This is a genomic window from Mucilaginibacter sp. Mucisp86, from assembly GCF_047324315.1.
Classification (GTDB): domain Bacteria; phylum Bacteroidota; class Bacteroidia; order Sphingobacteriales; family Sphingobacteriaceae; genus Mucilaginibacter.
The window spans coordinates 5,589,115-5,608,609 of the sequence record NZ_CP168503.1; the positions used below are offsets into that span (position 1 = coordinate 5,589,115).

At 42.1% G+C, this 19,495-nt stretch carries 14 protein-coding genes; 9 read left to right on the forward strand and 5 right to left on the reverse strand.

Annotated elements, in window-relative coordinates:
* Nucleotides 1-358 precede the first annotated feature (358 nt).
* Genes ACEN9X_RS23455 through ACEN9X_RS23465 form a run of 3 tightly spaced genes read left to right on the forward strand, consistent with a single transcriptional unit; the run spans nucleotide 359 to nucleotide 3,738 of the window.
* Nucleotides 359-2,569 carry a PQQ-binding-like beta-propeller repeat protein gene (locus tag ACEN9X_RS23455; RefSeq protein ID WP_413667434.1) on the forward strand — a complete coding sequence of 737 codons (2,211 nt, stop codon included), beginning with the start codon at nucleotides 359-361 and terminating at the stop codon, nucleotides 2,567-2,569.
* A 9-nt stretch (nucleotides 2,570-2,578) separates the two neighbouring features.
* Nucleotides 2,579-3,025 (forward strand): hypothetical protein, encoded by a 447-nt coding sequence (locus tag ACEN9X_RS23460; protein WP_413667435.1) that lies wholly within the window; start codon nucleotides 2,579-2,581, stop codon nucleotides 3,023-3,025.
* A 47-nt stretch (nucleotides 3,026-3,072) separates the two neighbouring features.
* A complete protein-coding gene (locus ACEN9X_RS23465) occupies nucleotides 3,073-3,738 on the forward strand; it encodes an FISUMP domain-containing protein (protein ID WP_413667436.1) in 666 nt (221 codons plus the stop codon).
* 55 nt (nucleotides 3,739-3,793) lie between these two features.
* Here ACEN9X_RS23465 and ACEN9X_RS23470 read toward each other — a convergent pair whose 3' ends face one another.
* Nucleotides 3,794-5,074 (reverse strand): hypothetical protein, encoded by a 1,281-nt coding sequence (locus ACEN9X_RS23470; RefSeq protein WP_413667437.1) that lies wholly within the window; start codon nucleotides 5,072-5,074, stop codon nucleotides 3,794-3,796.
* A 133-nt stretch (nucleotides 5,075-5,207) separates the two neighbouring features.
* On the opposite strand from ACEN9X_RS23470, the gene ACEN9X_RS23475 reads away from it, so the two are divergent.
* The 5 genes from ACEN9X_RS23475 to ACEN9X_RS23495 all read left to right on the forward strand — a co-directional run bounded on the left by ACEN9X_RS23475 (nucleotide 5,208) and on the right by ACEN9X_RS23495 (nucleotide 9,289).
* Nucleotides 5,208-5,858 carry a hypothetical protein gene (locus ACEN9X_RS23475; RefSeq protein WP_413667438.1) on the forward strand — a complete coding sequence of 217 codons (651 nt, stop codon included), beginning with the start codon at nucleotides 5,208-5,210 and terminating at the stop codon, nucleotides 5,856-5,858.
* Nucleotides 5,859-5,874: 16 nt separating this feature from the next.
* Entirely contained in the window at nucleotides 5,875-6,522 is a 648-nt protein-coding gene (locus ACEN9X_RS23480) for a LamG-like jellyroll fold domain-containing protein (protein ID WP_413667439.1), read from the forward strand.
* A gap of 223 nt (nucleotides 6,523-6,745) precedes the next feature.
* The gene (locus tag ACEN9X_RS23485) at nucleotides 6,746-7,279 is read left to right on the forward strand and encodes a M15 family metallopeptidase (protein WP_413667440.1); all 534 of its coding nucleotides are present in this window, start codon (nucleotides 6,746-6,748) and stop codon (nucleotides 7,277-7,279) included.
* 201 nt (nucleotides 7,280-7,480) lie between these two features.
* The gene (locus ACEN9X_RS23490; RefSeq protein WP_413667441.1) at nucleotides 7,481-8,689 is read left to right on the forward strand and encodes a glycoside hydrolase family 88 protein; all 1,209 of its coding nucleotides are present in this window, start codon (nucleotides 7,481-7,483) and stop codon (nucleotides 8,687-8,689) included.
* A gap of 15 nt (nucleotides 8,690-8,704) precedes the next feature.
* On the forward strand, nucleotides 8,705-9,289 hold the full coding sequence (locus ACEN9X_RS23495) for a TMEM175 family protein (protein ID WP_413667442.1): 585 nt from the start codon (nucleotides 8,705-8,707) through the stop codon (nucleotides 9,287-9,289).
* A 2-nt stretch (nucleotides 9,290-9,291) separates the two neighbouring features.
* Here ACEN9X_RS23495 and ACEN9X_RS23500 read toward each other — a convergent pair whose 3' ends face one another.
* Nucleotides 9,292-10,734, reverse strand: coding sequence for a hypothetical protein (locus tag ACEN9X_RS23500; RefSeq protein WP_413667443.1), 1,443 nt, complete (start codon nucleotides 10,732-10,734; stop codon nucleotides 9,292-9,294).
* 112 nt (nucleotides 10,735-10,846) lie between these two features.
* On the opposite strand from ACEN9X_RS23500, the gene ACEN9X_RS23505 reads away from it, so the two are divergent.
* Nucleotides 10,847-12,829, forward strand: coding sequence for a phosphatidylinositol-specific phospholipase C domain-containing protein (locus tag ACEN9X_RS23505; protein ID WP_413667444.1), 1,983 nt, complete (start codon nucleotides 10,847-10,849; stop codon nucleotides 12,827-12,829).
* A 13-nt stretch (nucleotides 12,830-12,842) separates the two neighbouring features.
* Here the strand turns inward: ACEN9X_RS23505 and ACEN9X_RS23510 are convergent, their stop codons facing one another.
* The 3 genes from ACEN9X_RS23510 to ACEN9X_RS23520 all read right to left on the reverse strand — a co-directional run bounded on the left by ACEN9X_RS23510 (nucleotide 12,843) and on the right by ACEN9X_RS23520 (nucleotide 19,372).
* The gene (locus ACEN9X_RS23510; protein WP_413667445.1) at nucleotides 12,843-14,396 is read right to left on the reverse strand and encodes an FG-GAP repeat domain-containing protein; all 1,554 of its coding nucleotides are present in this window, start codon (nucleotides 14,394-14,396) and stop codon (nucleotides 12,843-12,845) included.
* 30 nt (nucleotides 14,397-14,426) lie between these two features.
* Nucleotides 14,427-15,764: a vanadium-dependent haloperoxidase gene (locus ACEN9X_RS23515; protein ID WP_413667446.1), complete on the reverse strand. Its 1,338-nt coding sequence runs from the start codon at nucleotides 15,762-15,764 to the stop codon at nucleotides 14,427-14,429.
* 353 nt (nucleotides 15,765-16,117) lie between these two features.
* Nucleotides 16,118-19,372 (reverse strand): VCBS repeat-containing protein, encoded by a 3,255-nt coding sequence (locus ACEN9X_RS23520; protein WP_413667447.1) that lies wholly within the window; start codon nucleotides 19,370-19,372, stop codon nucleotides 16,118-16,120.
* Nucleotides 19,373-19,495 lie beyond the last annotated feature (123 nt).

The following is a 19,495-nucleotide window of genomic DNA, read 5'->3' on the forward strand; positions in this document are numbered from 1 at the left end:
CTGTGTCATAAATCAAATTGGCGACTCTGGTATTTTTGGTAATTATTAGTTAAGTTTTGCCGGAATTTTTGTACAAAAGGGGGTTAACACATTTTTGCTGTAAAATTATATTAATTATCTGATTGTAAGCTATTTAAATAAATGTTAACCCTGAATTGTGTTAACCCTGTTAACCCCCATTTTGTTAATAAAGTTAATTCAACAGAAACTATATATCGCTTAAGTTATCTGAATAAAAAAATAATGCTGATCATTTATGATACCGCCTTCTTCTATTTATAAGATAATTTTTATTCATACTTTAGAGGGCGTCGTTTCCTTATACATAACCAATTTAACACCAATATTACCCTTATAAATGATTAAGTCCCGGTACTTTATTGCCATGTGTTTTGTGGCTGGTATTTATGTGTCCTGTAAAAATCAACACAGTGATCAAAACAAGGATTATAGCGGCTGGCCGGCTTATGCGGGTTCAAAAGAAGGGCTGCGATACTCCTCAAACGAAGAAATTACTTTAAATAATGTAAACAAGCTAAAAGTGATGTGGACTTTTAGCACCGGCGATAGGGACACCGCTAACCTGAGTCAAAATCAATGCAACCCGATTATGGTGGATAGCATTTTGTATGGCACCAGTCCTAAATTAAAGCTGTTCGCCGTAAACGCCGTCACCGGTAAACAAAAATGGCTGTTTAACCCTGCAAAGGATGACACCACCAATAACGGCGACCCGATGGCCTATTATATGGTGAGCCGGGGCGTAACTTACTGGCAAAATGATGATGGCGGTGAAAAACGGATTTTCTACAGTGTAGGCGCTAAAACCTGGGCTATTGATGCGGAAACAGGTGCCCCCATACGTTCATTTGGCAAAAATGGATATCTTGACCTTACCAAAAACCTGGACAGGGATACCAAATCGTTTGTGGCAGGCACTACGCCGGGTGTAGTATATAAAGATGTACTGATTGTGGGCGATCGTGTATCAGAATCGGTTGATGCCGCTCCGGGACATGTGCGTGCTTATGATACGCGTACAGGCAAATTAAAATGGATTTTTCATACTATACCTCATCCTGGCGAAGTAGGGTATAATACCTGGGCCGATACCGCGGCTTATAAAAAGTTCGGCGGGGCCAATAACTGGTCGGGCATGGCACTGGATGAGAAGCGGGGGATTGTTTATATCCCGACCGGTTCGGTAGGCGGCGATTTTTATGGCGGTTTCCGGAAAGGGCAAAACCTGTTTGCCAACTCACTGCTGGCGCTTGATGCTGCTACAGGCAAGTTGAAATGGTATTATCAGTTTGTGCATCATGATTTGTGGGACCGCGATTTGCCTGCTAATCCCAACCTGGTAACCATTGTTAAAGACGGTAAAACGATAGATGCCGTAACACAGATCACCAAACACGGCTATGTATTCATGTTCGATAGAACTACCGGCAAGCCGATATTTCCGATAGTGGAAACGCCCGTGCCAACAAAAGGCCTGCCCGGCGAAGCCCCATGGCCAACACAACCTATTCCAACGCTGCCTCAACCTTTTGCACGGCAAACGTTTAATCCCGAAGATGTTACCAACCGCACTCCCGAGGTGCACCGGGAGATGCTGGCTAAATATAACCAGGTTAAAAACCGAATTATGTTTACACCGCCAAGTAAAGAAGGCGGCTGGATTTTCCCCGGATTTGATGGAGGGGGCGAATGGGGCGGAGCGGCAGTTGACCCCGAAACCAAGATCCTGTACGTTAATTGTTCGGAATTGCCCTGGGCCCAGGTAATGATAGATGTGCCTAAAACTAATACTGATGACCATTCGCCGCAGGCACTGGGACATGTGGTATATAATACCAATTGTATTGGCTGCCACGGCGCGGAACTGAAAGGGAACGGAACATCATATCCCTCGTTAGTTAACATCGGCAAAAAATACACAGCCGATCAGGTGAGCGGAATTATTGCCAGTGGCCGTAACATGATGCCATCGTTTAAACAAATTTCGCCCCAGGATAAGAAAAATCTTCTTGCGTTCCTGCTTAAAATTCCTGAAACAAAGGTGGCAAAAGAAGTAGCCAAAGAACCAACCAGTGATCGTACGGCAAGTTCGGCAACGGAGAAGAAAATGGTTGATGAAATACCTTATACCATGAACGGTTATAACCGTTTTCTGGATAAAGACGGTTATCCCGGCATAAAACCACCCTGGGGCACGCTCAATGCTGTCGACCTTACATCGGGCAAACTGCTCTGGAAAGTACCTTTGGGCGAATTTGCCGAGCTAAGCAAAAAAGGTATCCCTGTAACCGGTACCCAAAATTACGGCGGCCCGGTGGTTACTAAAGGCGGTCTGATCTTTATTGCAGCAACTAAAGATGAAAAGATCCGCGCGTTTGATAAACGCACCGGAAAAGTAGTTTGGGAAGCTCAGCTACCCGCGGCGGGCTACGCTACCCCGGCAACTTATTCAATTGATGGTAAACAATACGTAGTTATAGCCTGCGGAGGCGGAAAAATTGGAAGTAAGTCGGGAGATAGTTATGTTTGTTTTGGATTACCCCGCTAATACCTCATTATGGATTTATTTGAAGCAGTTTTTGATTTATACGAGCAAATAAGGTTAAAGGCCGAAAACGATTTTCAGGACCTGATCAAATGCCAGTATACGCAGCAATGTTACAGCGATAATGGCGCTTTTTGCCTTGTATTGGAAATTACTGTTTTGAAAAATATCTCCGATGATGATTACGGACTGGTATTTTCCATCAACGCCCAAACAGAACCTAACCACGCCGGTCATAAAAGCGATACTAAAGGCATCTTTTTAATTGCCGATGTACATCATGGTGATCATAAAGTAATTAGTAGTTTGGATGAGCTTGTTTTTGATCCGCAAAATGATGCTGAAGTAAGAGCGGCATATGCAAAAATTGAGCATTTTATTAAACCTTTTACTACAAGTGTGAGCGATTTGCTTTTGCAGGGATATGATATTAAAGTAGAAGATAATTCGGTAAATTAGTTTCGGCGCAAAATCTTTTTATTTTAGCTAAACAAAACAGCCTTCATATGCAACCTAAACTTTTGATAATCTTTATTGTCGCTGTAGGGTTATTGGGCTGTACTAAAGAGAAAACAAAAACACCAGACAAAGTTGTCCCCCCGGTTAAGATTAATTACGGAAGTGTGGTTGTTGGGGATACTACCTATAAAACTATCGAAATAGGCACCCAGGTTTGGATGGCGGAAAGTTATCGTGGTTTTGGAAGCCCGTTGGCTATTGCAGTCGTCCAGGGGCATAACACCAATTTATATTATGGTTTATACATGACCGAGGATTATAAATTACCCGCCGGGTGGCGTGTACCAACAATAGCTGATTATAATAAGCTAAGCAGTAATGTAACTAAAACCAGGGATAGCAATGGAAACTATTTGGCTTTAAAAAACGATAGTGCGAGAAAGCTTACTTCTCCTTTTTTATGGAAAGGAACTGACGGTACAAACACACTTCATTTTAACGGTGAGCCGTCAGGTTATTATCTTCATTTTGGGCCAAGTGGGTTTTACCTTCACAATACAGACAGGGGCTACTACGTCATTGATGATAAAACATCTGATAAAAATAACAATAAGAAATTTTACTGTTTAAGCCCGGATTATGCCGGAATAGTTACGATTAATGATAAGGATAGCGTCGGGTATGCGCTTTTAAGGCTGGTTAAAGATAAATAGACTCTAAAGAAAGCTACGCGACTACACTATCGATATACGTGGAAGTATTTGAAAATTAAAACTTCTCCTCATAAACCGATCCTCCCGGTGTTTCCAGCTTATATTGCTTAACCTCACCGGGCCCTTCAAACTCAAACCGGATACCTACAATGCGGCCCATATTGCTGGCTTGTTTAAATTCAAAGATCTGCTTGTCGTTGAGGTAGATCTTCAGATAGCGATCTTTAACACTACACCTCAGGTTCTGGAATTGCGACATATCTGTACCAAAGGCACTCAGGTCATGATCTTTGCCGCTAACCCAGGCTGTGCCGGTTAAAATGCCCATATCGGATATGCAGCCTTTGTTTACTATAGGGATAACAATAGCGGTACCATTACCTAAAATAGTAAGGTCGGCTTTGGCACAGGCCGACTGGCCGGGTGTTGAGGTGTTGCGCAGGGTACAATCCATCGTAAAATTGTCTGCATTGACGCCCGGAAATTCACGGATGTTAGCAAACTTTACCCATGTATTATTAAAAACAGGCGTACCCAATTTTTGCTGCATTAGTTTTGCATCAACCCCCATGTATCCCTCTCCTTTAATCTCATCGGACGCAAGGTAAACAGGTATAGGCTGATGGTCGAGAATGCCTTTCCAACCTTTGGTTTTGATAAATACCGCTGTCTCTTTTTTTACATATTTATCTACAATCAGTTTTGCTATGAAATAGCCCGGATAGTAATAAATTGAGGTGAATTGTTTGCCATCCCCCGGAACCTGCTCGCGGCGGTTGGGATCCCATGACTGCTGGATAAAAACGCTGTCGGAGTGAAATGCCGAAGCATCGTAATTAAATACAACCGAGTTTGGCAAATCGTCAGAAACCTTTTTACTGCTGAATTTTATTGAAGCCGGATCAACAGGCTTATTGCGCTTGCTGCTCATGAAAAATAAAGCACCAAGAACAAGCAATACAGTACTGCCAACCCATATATAACGTAAACGAGGCTTGGAGCGAGTGACAACAGGGAGGTTCTTTATCTCGTTGACTTCAGCAGGTTGTTCAATTATGCCGTTAACCTGGTGGCGCTGCCTGAAATCGCGCCAACTGGTGTAATCAAGGAAACAGGCAAGGGCGTTCAGCGTAGCTGCATTGGGGAAGCTTTCATAGCGCACTTTGCCCCAAATCCGTTTTAGGGTTGATACGCTGAGCTGTACCCTGGTTTTATCAAAAATCTGTTGACTTAGCTGCTCAAAGTCATCATTGCCCCAAATGCTGCTATCACCCCAGTTTAACATTTGCTCAATAAGCTGCCGGCATAGCAAAAGCAATTGTTTTTCCTTTTCCATTGATCTACAGGTAATAATGTGGTTTAAAAGACTTTTAAAACGCCTTGAACAAATTTGAACTTAACTTGAAACGCCGCCCGCGCCTGATTGTAAAGGCAATTTGCAAGTTTTGACTAAAGTTAAATCAAAACCAATGAACAACAAGATTTTATTCATTGCCATACTAAGCATGACGCTTGGCAGCAGTTTTTGTTACAGCCAGCAGAAAAAAGTTACATATGATATTAATAGCTTACTGAAGGAAAATAAGCTGATTAAAGCCTATCCCCGCCAAACTGTTGCGGAGGTCACTGACGGCAGTAAGCAGGGCCTTACTTCAGATGGTATATTATGGCTCAAGAATGTAAACTTTAAAACAGGTACTATAGATGTAGACCTGCGTGGGCGGGATGTTTTTCAGCAAAGCTTTTTAGGAATAGCCTTTCATGGAGTAGATACTACAACCAATGATGTTATCTATTTTCGCCCTTTTAATTTTCAAACCACAGATACGCTTCGCCGGATGCATACGGTGCAATACATCAGCGAGCCCGATTTTCCCTGGGATAAACTCCGCAAAGAGCATCCTTTAGTTTATGAAAATGCGGTAAACCCATTTCCGGAGGCTATCGCCTGGTTCCATGCGCGTATCGTTGTAAATGCTCAGGATATAGTTGTGTATGTAGATCATTCGGATAAACCCTCGCTTACGGTAAAGAAACTCAACAACCGGCAAAGTGGGCTTATAGGTCTTTGGTCATCCGGGCTGCCCGGCGATTTTGCCAATCTTGTCATCACTCAATAGTCATAAATCAATCATCATGAAAAAACTAATCTTACTGGTCGCCTTGTTTGCTGCTGTAAAAATACAGGCTCAGCAAAAGTATCAGCTGTATGACCTTTCGGTTGTAAACCCTAAACAATGGATCATCCCCAAAAACGATACGCTCGACTACGAGTTGGGGAGTTTCGACGGAAAAAAAGCTTTGCTTATCAAACGAAAAATTCAAAACTACAAATCGGCCAGTTTGGCTTACAAGCCGGGTTTAAATTTTAAAGATGGCATTATTGAAATGGATGTAGCCTGTACTATCCCTAAGGGTGGTTTTGTGGGCCTCGCTTTTCATATTAAAGACGAGCATCATTATGAAACAGTTTATTTCAGGCCGGGATCATCAGGTACAACTAACGCCATACAATATATGCCCGAAAAAAAGACCGAGTTTAACTGGTGGGATTATGAGGCTACAAAATACCAGGCCAAAGCTATAATTCCGCAAAATAAATGGTTCCACATAAAAGTGGTGGTACAGGGCAGCAAAATGGAGGTGTATGTTGATAATGCCGCAAAACCAGCTATGACATATACTGCGCTTGACCCATCATTGAAAAGCGGTGCTGTAGGTTACTGGCATGGCAACTGCCCGCAGGGGGCTTATAAAAATCTTATTGTAAAGGCTTTTAATTAATGCAGTTATGAAAAAGGTTTTATTGCTGCTGCTGTTTTTTTACCCGTAATTGTTAAAGCGGGGCTTTGATGGAAACCATGGTGATGGGCTTCGTGCTAAAATAAATGGATAAATATTACTAATAGTTGTTAATAATCAATTAAATACGGTGTTTTCACGGATTGATTCATAAGCATCAGGGTTGTAAATTTATATTAATATTTCACTCTTTAAACCTATTACCATGTCAGTATTAGATTCATTAGTACCCGCTTTCAGGGACAAAGTAGTTCAGTTATTAGCTAATTGCAAAGCCGCAGGTTATGAAATGCAGCCAACAGCAGGGTTACGACACCCGGTTGAACAAGGAAAACTATGGCGCCAATCCCGGACCAAAGCCGAAGTTGATGCAAAAATAGCAGACCTACAGGCACATGGCGCCGCTTTTCTGGCCGATTGCATCATTAAGGCAGGCCCGCATAACGGCGATCATGTTACCAATTCAATTCCCGGACTATCATGGCACCAGTGGAATGAAGCCGTAGATTGTGTTTGGATAGTAAATGGCAAAGAAGAATGGAGTGTTAGTAAGCTTGTGAACGGCAAAAACGGCTACCATGTATATGCCGATGAAGCCAAAAAGCTGGGTTTAACTGCCGGCGGTTTGTGGAGCACTTTTAAAGACTGGCCACATGTACAGTTACATTCTGCACCAAGCCCAGCCGGAGATTTTTCATTGCAGCAAATAAACGATACAATGAAGAGACGTTTTTCATGAGATTGTACCGGACTTACGAAGTTTCCAAAACTTCGTAAGTCTCATCGTTGTCTTTTTGCCCCAAAAATCGCCCTCACTACATCGATGTAGTAGAAAAATCTGCCAATTACCCGTCTGTTGCTTGTTTTTTTGAGTACAAAATCTGCACTTTTATGACTTGAAACGTGCCCTGCATAAGCACTTTAACCAGTTATATAGTCTATGAAATTTAAACACTTGTACAAATCGACCATTACTGCATGTTTTTTAGCGCTGAGTCTCAATTCCTTTTCGCAAAACAGCTTTAAACCTCAAAAGGATGTATTAGCAACCATCAAAAAAAACTTTGCCGATGCCGATGTTCAATATAAGTATATGGCCAAACAATTTGGGAGCGATCAGTTTCCGAAAACCTATCACCCAACTACAGATAAGTTTGAAACAAGTAACAGCAGCTGGTGGTGCAGTGGCTTTTATTCGGGTACATTGTTGAAGATCTATCAGCAAACTAAAGATGCTGAGCTGCTTAACCAGGCTAATAATAATTTAAAAGGCCTCGAAAAAGAACAATATAACAAAGGGACACATGACCTTGGTTTTATGATGTATTGCAGCTTCGGCACGGCAAATCATCTTGAGCCAAAACCTGAGTACAAAGAAATTCTGATTAACAGTGCCAAATCGCTTTCAACCAGGTTTAACCCAACAGTTGGCTGTATCCGCTCATGGAATTCAAAAGCCAACGACTTTCTGGTGATCATTGACAACATGATGAACCTGGAACTGTTGTTTTACGCTACAAAAGCAACCGGCGATTCAAGTTTTTATAAAATAGCGGTTACCCACGCCAATACCACTATGAAAAATCACTTCCGCCCTGATTTTAGCTCGTACCACGTAATTAATTACGATGAGCAAACAGGTGCGGTGAAGGAAAAGAAAACCGCACAGGGTTTCGCTAACGAGTCGGCATGGGCAAGGGGACAATCATGGGGCTTGTACGGCTTCACTGTAATGTACCGCGAAACCAAAGAGAAGAAATATCTGGAAGAGGCAAAAAATATAGCTCATTTTATATTGACCAACCCAAACCTGCCGGCTGATAAAATACCTTATTGGGATTATAATGCGACAAATATCCCTAACGCGTTGCGTGATGCTTCTGCAGCATCGGTTATGGCTTCTGCCTTACTGGAGCTTTGCCGTTACGTTGATAAAAAAGATGGCCAGGAGTATTTCAACACAGCTCAAACCATTATCAAAAACTTATCAGCTCCTGCATATAAAGCCGATTTGAATACCAACGGCGGGTTTATTCTGAAACACAGTGTTGGTCATTTTCCGGCAGGTACCGAAGTTGATGTGCCTTTAACTTATGCTGATTATTACTTTATTGAAGCTATGCAGCGTTATAAGGCTTTTGCCAAATAATGCTATATTTAGCCCATGGCATTAGGCAAAGGCAGACTGGAAGCATTTAGTGATGGCGTAATAGCCATCATTATCACGATCATGGTTTTGGAGCTGAAAGTTCCGCACGAGGAAAGCCTGGAGGCTTTAAAACCATTGATTCCCGTTTTTCTAAGCTACCTGCTCAGCTTTGTATATGTAGGCATTTACTGGAACAATCATCACCACACCATGCAGGCTGTGCGGTCGGTAAACGGGAAAATATTGTGGGCCAATTTGCATTTGCTGTTTTGGCTGTCGCTGATACCTTTTGTAACTGCCTGGATGGGGGAGAACCACCTAACCCAATGGCCGGTCTTTTTTTACGGTGTAGTATTGATCATGAACGGGATAGCCTATCGTATTTTGGCCTTCTGCCTCATCAAACATCATGGTGAAGGCTCGTTGATAGCACAAGCTTTCGGCAATGATTTTAAAGGAAAAATATCAGTGCTGCTATATGCAGTTGCTATTTTTTGTACCTGGCTAAACCCTGTTATCAGTGTTGTAATTTACGTTGTGGTAGCCGGTACCTGGTTTATACCGGATAAACGTTTTGAACGCCTCCTCGATTCTGAATAGATTTAAAGGTTATGGATGTATGACAACATCAATCCTACCGAAAACTGGGATGCTTTGGTATATCCGGGATCGCCGCTTAAATAATTAGCTTCATTAGGGTTGTCGAAGTTCACGTTTTGCAGATATTTGTTAGTTGTACCGTATGATAACAGGAGGCCTGTGCGCAGGTTAAACTTGCGTTTCTTTACATTAGTGCCTAACTGGCAATGATAAATATTATAATTGCCAGTGTTTGACCTGTAGCCCGAATCATCTATACTATACAGCGTTTTGCTGATATTATTAAAATCGGTGTGAAAGGACACGTAGCCCATTAAATCGGGCTTTAGCAAATAACTCGCACCTATACCAAAGTTAGTTACCGATTTGCGGGCATCTTTGAATTTTAAAAATTCTGGCGTAAAAAAATCATCGCCACTATCCACGCCTTTTATAAAGCTTTGACTTTTAGGTGTTATGATGTTGTATTCGCCAACGCTGGCAAAATACTCTGCCGCAATGTAAAACTGGCCACCTTTGTAGTCACAGGCATAGCCAAATGCAACACTAAAGGGCATTTTGTAATTAACTTTGAGGCTGCGCTGTCTCGAATTAGCCAGCAAGTTTACCGTGTCTTTTTCCTGGGGCATTATTAAATCACTGGTCTGGCTGTCGCTTAATATGTTCCCGCTGCCTGCCACGTGCAGCAGAGGCGATGATAAGGTTAAACCCAAATGATGCCTTTCGTTATCATAGGCAAATCCACCTTTAAATCTGATCCCTACATTGTAGTAACCTGCAGTATAAGATTCCTGCACATTTGAAAATGGCGGAAGTTCAAAACCACTGGTATTATACAATGCCCTTGAACTTACATCGTAATCATAATCCTGCTTCCGGATCTGTCCTTCGGCACTGATACCAATGGCAAAATTATCAGAAGCTTTAAAGCCGCCGCTTATAATTCCTGCCGTTTCATTAATAGTATTTACGTTTTTGTATTGTCCCAAAAAATACTCGTTGCCGGGACTATAAGAGTCATCAAGGACGTTTAAAGTAGCATCGCGCTGTTGATTAACCCTGTACGTCATTACCGGGTTGTGGGTTAATGCATACCCGATAGTAAAAGGATGGCTACCTTTTAAGGATATGGTTGCCGATATCATTTGCGGGATGATGTTGGTAGATGTTGATTTAAGATCGAGCCCGGTGCCTGCACCGTTTTTGATATTAATACGTCCGTATTGATAAACTGATGCGTTGATAGAGGCTGTATTTTTTGTACTGTGGGCAAGTAGCGCCGGGTTCAGGAACATCACCCCACTATCGCGGTTAAAAGCTATAACAGCTCCGGGAGTTAAAAACCCACCCGGGTTATAACTTGACGACCAATAGTTAGCATCCTGGGCCTTAACGCCTTCAATAAACAGGAAAACGCACAGAAAAGTGGTAAGGAATTTTGTCATAGGTTCGTTTTTATATAAAAATATCATAAATTCACTTAAATGGTTAATAGTCAGTATAGAAATTTTCATTATAAGTGAAAATTCTGTTGGATTTAACTTAAGCCTATGCTTTATGAAACTTTTCCTGAATGCTTTTTTAGGTCCCTTTATGCTGATCCTTGTGGGTTTAGGTTCGGTTAGCGCTCAGAATTTAAGCCTTAGTGCACCCCTAAACTTTCTCCCCTCAGCCAGCACAGATAAGGCCATTGATATTACCAATTTTAAAGGACGATATTTTGTGACCTGGAAAGAATCCGGAGCTACCGGTCTTATTCATGTATGCTACCTGGGCAAACGATATGACACTCAGTTTTCGCAGTATGATGCTACAGTTGGTACAGAAACGAGTGCCTCGGCTCCGGTGCTCAGGGTAACCGACAAGCATATTTACACCTTTTGGATAGGTGTTGACGGCTTTTTGAAATACATTATCAATAACAGCGACACCACTTTTAACACCAGCACTGTGAATACTGTAAGTTTCGCTGGTATGCCGAAGTTGAAGCTGGGGGTTACGGCTACTACTATCGGCGGCAAGGTGATGATCGCATCGCATGCCGATAATAAAAATGATATGGTTTTTGCCCTGCTTGATGAAGATGAGAACGGAGTATTTAAACCTGCTGTTTTGGAAACTGTGGCAGATAAACGAAGTTCCGACTATCCTTTTATAGTGACCTTATCAGATAATCGCGCCAGAATCTGTTACACCAATGATGATGGTATGTTTTATGCCGACTATAATCCCAGAGATAAAATCTGGACTAAAAGGGTCGCCGTAGAAAAATCAAAAACAAAGGTAGCCCCGGCGGTTTACCATGCCTTTAATACTACCCGATTGTTTTACATGTGGAAAGGGTATAAAAAAGATAATTTTATTTATTATGCTTCAGAACACGAGCAGAACCAGCCGGTAAATGGCTACAGGCTGCCCGATTATTTTAAGACACCGTATCCGGTGTCGATATGTAATGTTGATGCTAAAAAGTTTATCATGGCATTTGTAGGTGAGGATCAAAAGTTATATCTCAGCTATTTTACCAATTACAATCCGGCAAGCTGGATGGAGGATACTTTGTTTCCGGCAAAGGGTAACCTTACGTTAAAGGATATTGTGATTCCGGGCGCTCACGATGCCGGCATGTCGGCCTTGAATGGTACAGGTGGTATTCATGGCAGCTCCATCAACCCCTGCAATACGCTTACGCAGAAACTAAATATCGGGAAGCAGTTAAATGCCGGCATCCGAATGTTTGATTTAAGGGTAGGGGCGTTTAAAAACGCCATTTACATTAAACATAGCTCGTCCGACTGCATGGCCGATGCTATGGGAGGTGGCTATGGTGAACAGTTTAAGGATATCCTTGATTCTGTTAAAACGTTCCTGAACCGTCATGAAAAGGAGTTTATAATTATAACATTCAGCCATTTTTGCCCAAAAGAAGCTTCTGCTGATCATGTGGCTGATACTATTTTCAGTGTACTCGGAAAAGGCATGATCTATAACAACCAATCAAAAAGTATAGGTGATATCAAACTAAATGACCTGGCTGGCAAAGTGATCATTACGTTTGAACAGTATGCCAACCGCGAAAAGCTGATCGACTCCAATTCAATGGCCGATAAGGCTAAAACTTTTCTGAATTTTCGGCGTGCTTATGCAGGCACTAATCAAATAAATAAATTGCTGGCAAGAGAAGAGTTGTTTTTTACATCGATGAAGGACGGCATCAATAAAAACGACCTGGTGCGGCTGGACTGGCAGTTAACCCAAAGCAGTGATGAAGCGGCTTTAATATGTAATGATTTTGAGGATGAAAAAGTTAGCCCTGTTGTAAACGGGATAATGCTGCTAACTAATGTTGTGAAAAAGAATCAAAGTATAACTGATCTTGCTCAATTCGGTAACAAATACTTGCCATCTAAAATTAACTCGTGGATAACGAGTGGTATCATCAATAAAAATAATAAACCCAATATATTATATGTTGATGTGGCCGGCACCTGGATAACAGATTATTGTATTGAGCTTAACGGCACACCTCTTTATAATTAAAACTGTTGCTTGATCATTTTTTCGGTTGGTATAGCTGGTTGTAAAAGATACTCAGTCCGTACTTTGCCGATTTCCATTTTTCGTCAAGCGCTGCAGAGACAGGTCCGGGGCTTTGGGCAAAATTACCGGTAATGATATCCATATCTCCATCGCCGTCAACATCTGCTTTTTCGAGGGTTAGGGTTTTGATAGGTACGTCGCTTTTTTGAATGTATGATTTAAATGTAAACTGATCTTTGTTTGTGTTTTCGAGATAAACGAATGATTCATCCACCAGCTTGCCAAACTCAGGAAAAAAGGAGGTTGCTACAAAGTCGATATCGCCATCCTTGTCAAAATCATCAGCTAAAACGCGGGTTACGCCATATATCGGATAAAAGAACTTTTCCTTGAAAACATCGACTCCCTGGTTTATATGCAGCCTGATGCCGTGGTATGCTTTCAGGATATTGGAATAATCGGCATTATCGCCATGTACGGTTACGATGTCGGTAAGGCCGTCGCTATTATAGTCAATCAAAAGCATATCGGTAGTACCATAATCAGGCGGGAAGCGTAACACGCGTTTGGCCTTGAATTTAAGGTTATCCTTTTGATAAAAAATATAAACGCTTTCATCACCCTGCGAAAACATGACTACAAGATCCTTTTTGCCATCGCCATCCATATCTTTTATATAACATTTGATGGCGCCGGGTAGGGACAGCAGCACATCCTCAACATATTTATCGGCTTTATTTTTCTTATACAGTGACAAGCCCCCTGTTTTATTACCAAAGTTACATACTACAATTTCGGGTACGCCATCGTTATTTAAATCTGCTATTCGTGTATTTACAGGTCTGTGCAATGATGTAATTAACGACGTGCTGGTGGTATCGTTAAGTTGCGCATACATACCGGTGCTTAATTCGGTAGGGTATAGTTTGCCTATTTCGGTTAAGTAAACGTTGTTTTGATAGAAATTGAAGTCGACGACAGGGCTGGCTGTATTTGCCGTTTTGACAACCCCTTTACCGTACCGCCAGTTTAGTACCTGGTTGTAAAAATTGCCTATCCAAAGGGTTTTAGTTGTAGTGTTATACTTAAGCCCGGTAATGAGTGATGGTGTTTTATCATCAATTTGCACATCCTGCCTTATAAACTGCGTAAGCGGGCTGTTGCGGGTGAGGCGTTTTTCATCGACACTTACACTATCAGGAGCATTGCTGATAATGTAATCCCTGATCTTAGCCCAATCTGCCTCCGTACAAACGGGGTCTTCGGGGATGATATTATGCTTTTTAACAATGGCGCGTTCTTCATCAGATAATCCCCTGAGCGGATCGTAATTGGGATAAATAATACCCATGCGTGCCGCCATAACAGGCAGCACATGGGTAGTCCAGATATTTTTTGTAAGCTCCGCCGGGTCGGGTGCTAAATGGCAAACAGCGCAATGCCGTAAAAACAATATACGGCCTTCTTCATCTGTAGCAGCCGTACGGGTTTGGATAGAGAACGAATTCAGGCTCAGGAGTCCGGTAATAATAAAAAGCGATAATAAAACCGTCCCCCTGATCCTCATAGTTAAAAGCTGTTTGCTTTTAACTACGTTCTAATTGCCCAAATAGTTTACTCCGGCTGCTTTTAATTTTTTTATAACTGCGGTGGCAACATCGCGTCCCTGCTTATTCCCGTTTACTATAGCATCATTAAAATGGATACCGCCATAGAAACGGGATACAGAAGCTTCTTCGGCAGCCTGCCTGAATGATTTAAAATCGCGCGGGCCAACACCGTACGGAATCTCAGAATCATCGGTATAACTAAACTTATCGCCCAATAGATAGCTTAACACACCGGCCGACGAATTCGACAACACAGCATGACCACTTGGATATTCGGGAAAGGGTGGAGTTTGCAACATAGGTACCCATTTAATATCAATATACTTGTTGATATAGGTTTCGGGCCGGATGCCGTTACTGCGGTATTTCTCGTCCCAGCAACTGATAAAAGCATCCATTTCGGTCATCGCCACCAGCGCTGTTACCTCTATCGATTTATCAAAACTAAGTCCGGCTTTTTTTACCGCAATGCCGGTAATATTCATCCAGTGTCCTCCTGGACTAATTTTTTTAAAGCCGATCATCATATGGCCGGATGTAGTAACTGCAAAAGGGTTACAATCCCAGAAATTGGCAATCATGATCTGCTCGGCCGACATATTTTTGGATACCTTGTATACTGCATAAGCCTCTTTGTAAAATTCACTGGTGCTATCGGTGCTGAAAACTGCGGGCCTAACCGGTACAAACTGATCCGACGAATCAATGAACATTGGGCGAATGGTTTTCCAGTTGGGTTCAACAGCTTCCATGTACATTGGTGGGGTGGGGAACCAGTTTTTACCACCTTTTATAGGCGAATACCTGAGCCTGCCGCTTAGTTTGTTGTAGTTATCTGATTTGGAATATTTAATAACCTTAGCTGTCATTTCGGTGGCAGCGGCTATTGATTGTTTGATCACCTCGTCGCTAATGCCGTTGTCTTTAAGCAGGGCTACATATTTATCCTCGTCATCCTGCAGCATAAAGCCCGATGGCAGCATTTGCTTACCGGTTTCCAGTATGCAGTACATAGCAGCAATACGGTAATCGTATTTATCGGCCGGGATGTTGATCTGGTTATCCTGTGTGTAGCTTTTGATGAAATTACCCACAGGTACTATTTGTTTATTGTTGATGCTCACCAGGTTATAAGCCCCCAGGGTTACATAAGCATAATACCGTGAGGCAGCAGGTGGGTTTACCACATCATGGATCATAACGGCCGAAATAGCGTTTACAGCCTTGTCAATTTGCAGGTACGGGAGGATTGGCTTTTTACTCTTTTGCGCGTAGGCTGTTGTAGCTATCAGTGCTAAAAACAATATGGATATTCGTTTGATCATTTTTTTAATCTTTTTCTGATTGTCAGGAATCGCTCCTTATAATGACTTTGTGATTGTAAGTTGTTGATTATTAGATTTTCTTTTTAAATCGACATTGCAAATATGGGCGTTGCCTGCGGCCCGTGCTATCCGCTCATACTACACAGGCATTATCCGTTGGCTAACGGACGGTATCCGCTACTATCACTAACGCGGCCCCGCACACTATCACTAAAATATATTTTATACGCCATCACGATTTTTTTCAGGGTTTTCCTGATGCTCACTCGGAATGACGGATTTTAAATTACATTATATTGTAAGCCATTTTACTTGATCTTAGAACTTAAGACTTTCGACTCAAGACTTCCAAATTAATACTTATAAAACTGCAATGCCTCTCCTGATGCGCCTATCAGTACATAATTAACGCCGTTTATTTTTACTTCAGTAGCCGATTTTACATCTCCATTTACTGATAGCCCTGCCAGTGGCTGAGTTTGGTATGTGAAATTGCCTTTACCGTCGCCGGTAAGCAGGCAGCCGTAATTAGCATCAAAACTACCCAGTTTAAGGCGGTTATCTGAGTGGTTGCCCAACAGCAGCAGGTCGGTTTTGCCGTCGTGGTTAAAATCGCCGGTAAGGATTTCTGATACCGATGAGTATTGAGCCTGTAAAGGCAGCTGGCCTTTTACAAACTTACCACCGCGGTTCAGGAAAAGGCTTGTCTCATCCTCGTTAGCAGTGAGTTTAGTGGCTTTTGCAAGCTCTTCCGGCGTAAAAATATCCTTCATAGTAGCATCGCAATAAGCTTTGTATGAAGCAAAGCGTTTGCGCATTGGATAAATCTGATCGTTCAGTTCATCACGGCTTACAAATGGATAGCTTACACCTTGTATGTAAAAGTTAAAGAACGGATCGATAGAGCCATTGCCGTCAAAATCGGCAAAGTACATTTCGGCAGGTTCGGCCTGGCTGGCATGAATCTGCGTATTTTGGCCAAGGTTTCCGGCAATAATATCGGGTTTGCCGTCACCATCTACATCGGTAATTGTTATGGTGTTCCAAAAGCCGCTTACCGGGCGATCAAAATATTTGGCGGTTTCGTCAACAAAGCCAGTTTTTGTATTGGTAAACACCAGGATGGACATAAATTCGCCACATATTACGAGGTCTTTACGGCCATCGCCGTTCAAATCTGTCCATTGTGCATCTTTGATCATGCCAATATTAGCAAATGGAGCGTCAGTAATTTCAAAATGACCACCGCCGGTATTGGTAAGCAGGTAACTTTTTGGAGCCGATGGGTAATAGCCCGGCGTAATGTTTGAGCCTACAAACAGGTCGGTTTTGCCATCGCCATTATAATCGCATGGGCGTACGCATGATTTACTGCTGCCGGTTAACATTGGGAGCGAAGTACTTGAAAAACTGAAGTTGCCTTTGCCATCGTTTAGGTACAGTTTATCCTGAAGCTCGCTGGCACCAGGCTCTAAAAGAGAATAGCCGCCTTTAGCAATGTATAGGTCAGGGAAACCATCGCCATTGGCATCAAAAAAGGCTGCCGCTGATGTGACCCCGGGGGTAACATCTGATATTTCCTGAATGGTGTAGGTACCGCCTGCTTTTTGAATAAAGATCTTGCCTGGTGTATTTTGATCACCGGCAATAAATAAGTCTTCAAGTCCATCTTTGTTCACATCAGCCTTAACAATCACAGGGCCCGTTTTTGAGCTCATGAAAAGCATCAAGGGCTGTCGCTTAAAATCGTTAATGGGGTTTTCGGTGTGGGTATAATCAATAATTGGTTTAGCTAAGTTGAAAACTGATTTGGCGGTGATTTTACCATCGGTTTTAAATATTGGGTTACCTGTTTTATAGGTGATGTTTAAACGCTGATTAGCTTTAACACCTGTAAGCAATTGCGACGTTTGGTCGGGCCAGATAATTCGTACAGAATCTACTTGCTGCTGATCGCCTAACCCAAAATTCAAAACAGTTGACACGCATGAAAGATAGCCCCTGTTAGGATTTATCTCCTGATATTGCACCTGCTTGCCGTTGTATACGAATACTTTTGAACCTATGGCATTTGTATTACCCTCCGGTTGTTTAAGGTTTACGGCCAGGTAATTCTTTTTACCGGTTTCCATAGTCATGTTCTGTAATATGGAAGCCTCGCTGTTGATGTTATTGGTCACCAGGTCAAGGTCACCATCATTATCAAGATCAGCATAAACCGATCCGCTGGAGATACCGCCTTTATTGATTCCCCAATCCTGTTTTTTATCAGTAAAGGTGAGGTTGTGATTATTTTGGAAAATATAGTTTGACAGGGTAGTAGAGGGCATAGCTTTAACCAGGTCCATGAGCCGGAAGGGTTCGCGGTCCATAGCTTTTTTTAGCTTATAATCGCCCCAGTAACGTAAAAAATCTTTGTTGGTATAATCGCGGAAATAGCCGTTGGAAATAAAGATGTCCTTATAGCCATCGTTATCAAAATCGGCAATGAGCGGGCACCAGCTCCAATCTGTATTGGAAACACCTGCAAGCTGACCAATTTCACTGAAAGTACCATCGCCATTATTAACCTGCAACATATTGCGCATGTATTGTTTGTACAGGTTTTGGTTCAGCATTAGCTCAAACGACTCATAGTTTTCCTGTAACTGCAATAACTTTTGGCGGCGGTTATCGGGCGGCAACATATCAAGCGTCATCATATCGGGGAGGCCATCGTTATTGATATCGGCTATATCAACCCCCATCGAAAATTGCGACAGATGTTTGAAACACTTTTTACTATCCTCAGTAAAAGTTCCGTTTCCGTTGTTTATGTATAGGTAGTCGGGTTCGTTGTAATCGTTGGTTACATAAATGTCCTGTAAACCATCTTTGTTTATATCGGCAATGGCAACACCAAGGCCAAAGGTGAGGGGATTTTGAATGATGCCCGCTTTTTTGGATACATCAACAAAATGGCCTCCCTGGTTTTCAAAAAGTTTATTGCTGGCAAGCTCGTCGGTTTCGCCTTTTGCTTGTGCAAGTTCAAGATTGCTGATTTTTTTTACGTTATGGTTAAGCAGGAACATATCCAGCTTACCATCATTATTATAATCAAAAAATACAGCCTGGGTGCTATACCCCGGATCATCAAGGCCATATTGTTTGGCCATTTCAACAAATTTGTTGTTGCCTTTATTAATGAAGAGCTGGTTGCGGCGTTTGGCATTATCGCCAAGGCCTGAGTAGCATACATAAATATCCAACAGGCCATCGCCGTTAACATCGGCCATGGTAACGCCTGTTTTCCAGTCGTCGGGCCTGCCTGCAAGGCCATCTCCGGCCTGCTGGGTAATATCTTTAAATTTAAAGTTCCCTAAATTAAGATAGAGTTTGTTTGGGCCAAGGTTACTTGTAAAAAAAAGGTCTTCGAGGCCATCGTTATTGATATCGCCGACGGCAACGCCTCCGCCATTGTACAGGTATTCGTACGAAAGTACATTAAGCTTTTCATCCTCAACCAAATCATTGCGGAATTTAATGCCGGTTTCTTCAGAAGGGAGTAGCTTGAAAAGCGGTTGCTGCGCATTTGCCCTAAATACTGAAAGGCCTAAAGCAAGAATCACAACTAAAGTTTTTGAACTTTTAATAGTCAAATTAAAGAGGGGAGAAGAACAACACATTATCAACAGATTTTTATTATTCCGGGTTGCAGGGATACTTAAAATTAAATATTTGAATTGAAAATT

Coding starts and splice junctions, on each gene's coding strand:
- ACEN9X_RS23460 (WP_413667435.1), top strand. CDS start 2,579: ATGGATTTATTTGAAGCAGTTTTTGATTTATACGAGCAAATAAGGTTA.
- ACEN9X_RS23475 (WP_413667438.1), top strand. CDS start 5,208: ATGAACAACAAGATTTTATTCATTGCCATACTAAGCATGACGCTTGGC.
- ACEN9X_RS23505 (WP_413667444.1), top strand. CDS start 10,847: ATGAAACTTTTCCTGAATGCTTTTTTAGGTCCCTTTATGCTGATCCTT.
- ACEN9X_RS23470 (WP_413667437.1), bottom strand. CDS start 5,074: ATGGAAAAGGAAAAACAATTGCTTTTGCTATGCCGGCAGCTTATTGAG.
- ACEN9X_RS23480 (WP_413667439.1), top strand. CDS start 5,875: ATGAAAAAACTAATCTTACTGGTCGCCTTGTTTGCTGCTGTAAAAATA.
- ACEN9X_RS23455 (WP_413667434.1), top strand. CDS start 359: ATGATTAAGTCCCGGTACTTTATTGCCATGTGTTTTGTGGCTGGTATT.
- ACEN9X_RS23465 (WP_413667436.1), top strand. CDS start 3,073: ATGCAACCTAAACTTTTGATAATCTTTATTGTCGCTGTAGGGTTATTG.
- ACEN9X_RS23515 (WP_413667446.1), bottom strand. CDS start 15,764: ATGATCAAACGAATATCCATATTGTTTTTAGCACTGATAGCTACAACA.
- ACEN9X_RS23510 (WP_413667445.1), bottom strand. CDS start 14,396: ATGAGGATCAGGGGGACGGTTTTATTATCGCTTTTTATTATTACCGGA.
- ACEN9X_RS23500 (WP_413667443.1), bottom strand. CDS start 10,734: ATGACAAAATTCCTTACCACTTTTCTGTGCGTTTTCCTGTTTATTGAA.
- ACEN9X_RS23490 (WP_413667441.1), top strand. CDS start 7,481: ATGAAATTTAAACACTTGTACAAATCGACCATTACTGCATGTTTTTTA.
- ACEN9X_RS23495 (WP_413667442.1), top strand. CDS start 8,705: ATGGCATTAGGCAAAGGCAGACTGGAAGCATTTAGTGATGGCGTAATA.
- ACEN9X_RS23485 (WP_413667440.1), top strand. CDS start 6,746: ATGTCAGTATTAGATTCATTAGTACCCGCTTTCAGGGACAAAGTAGTT.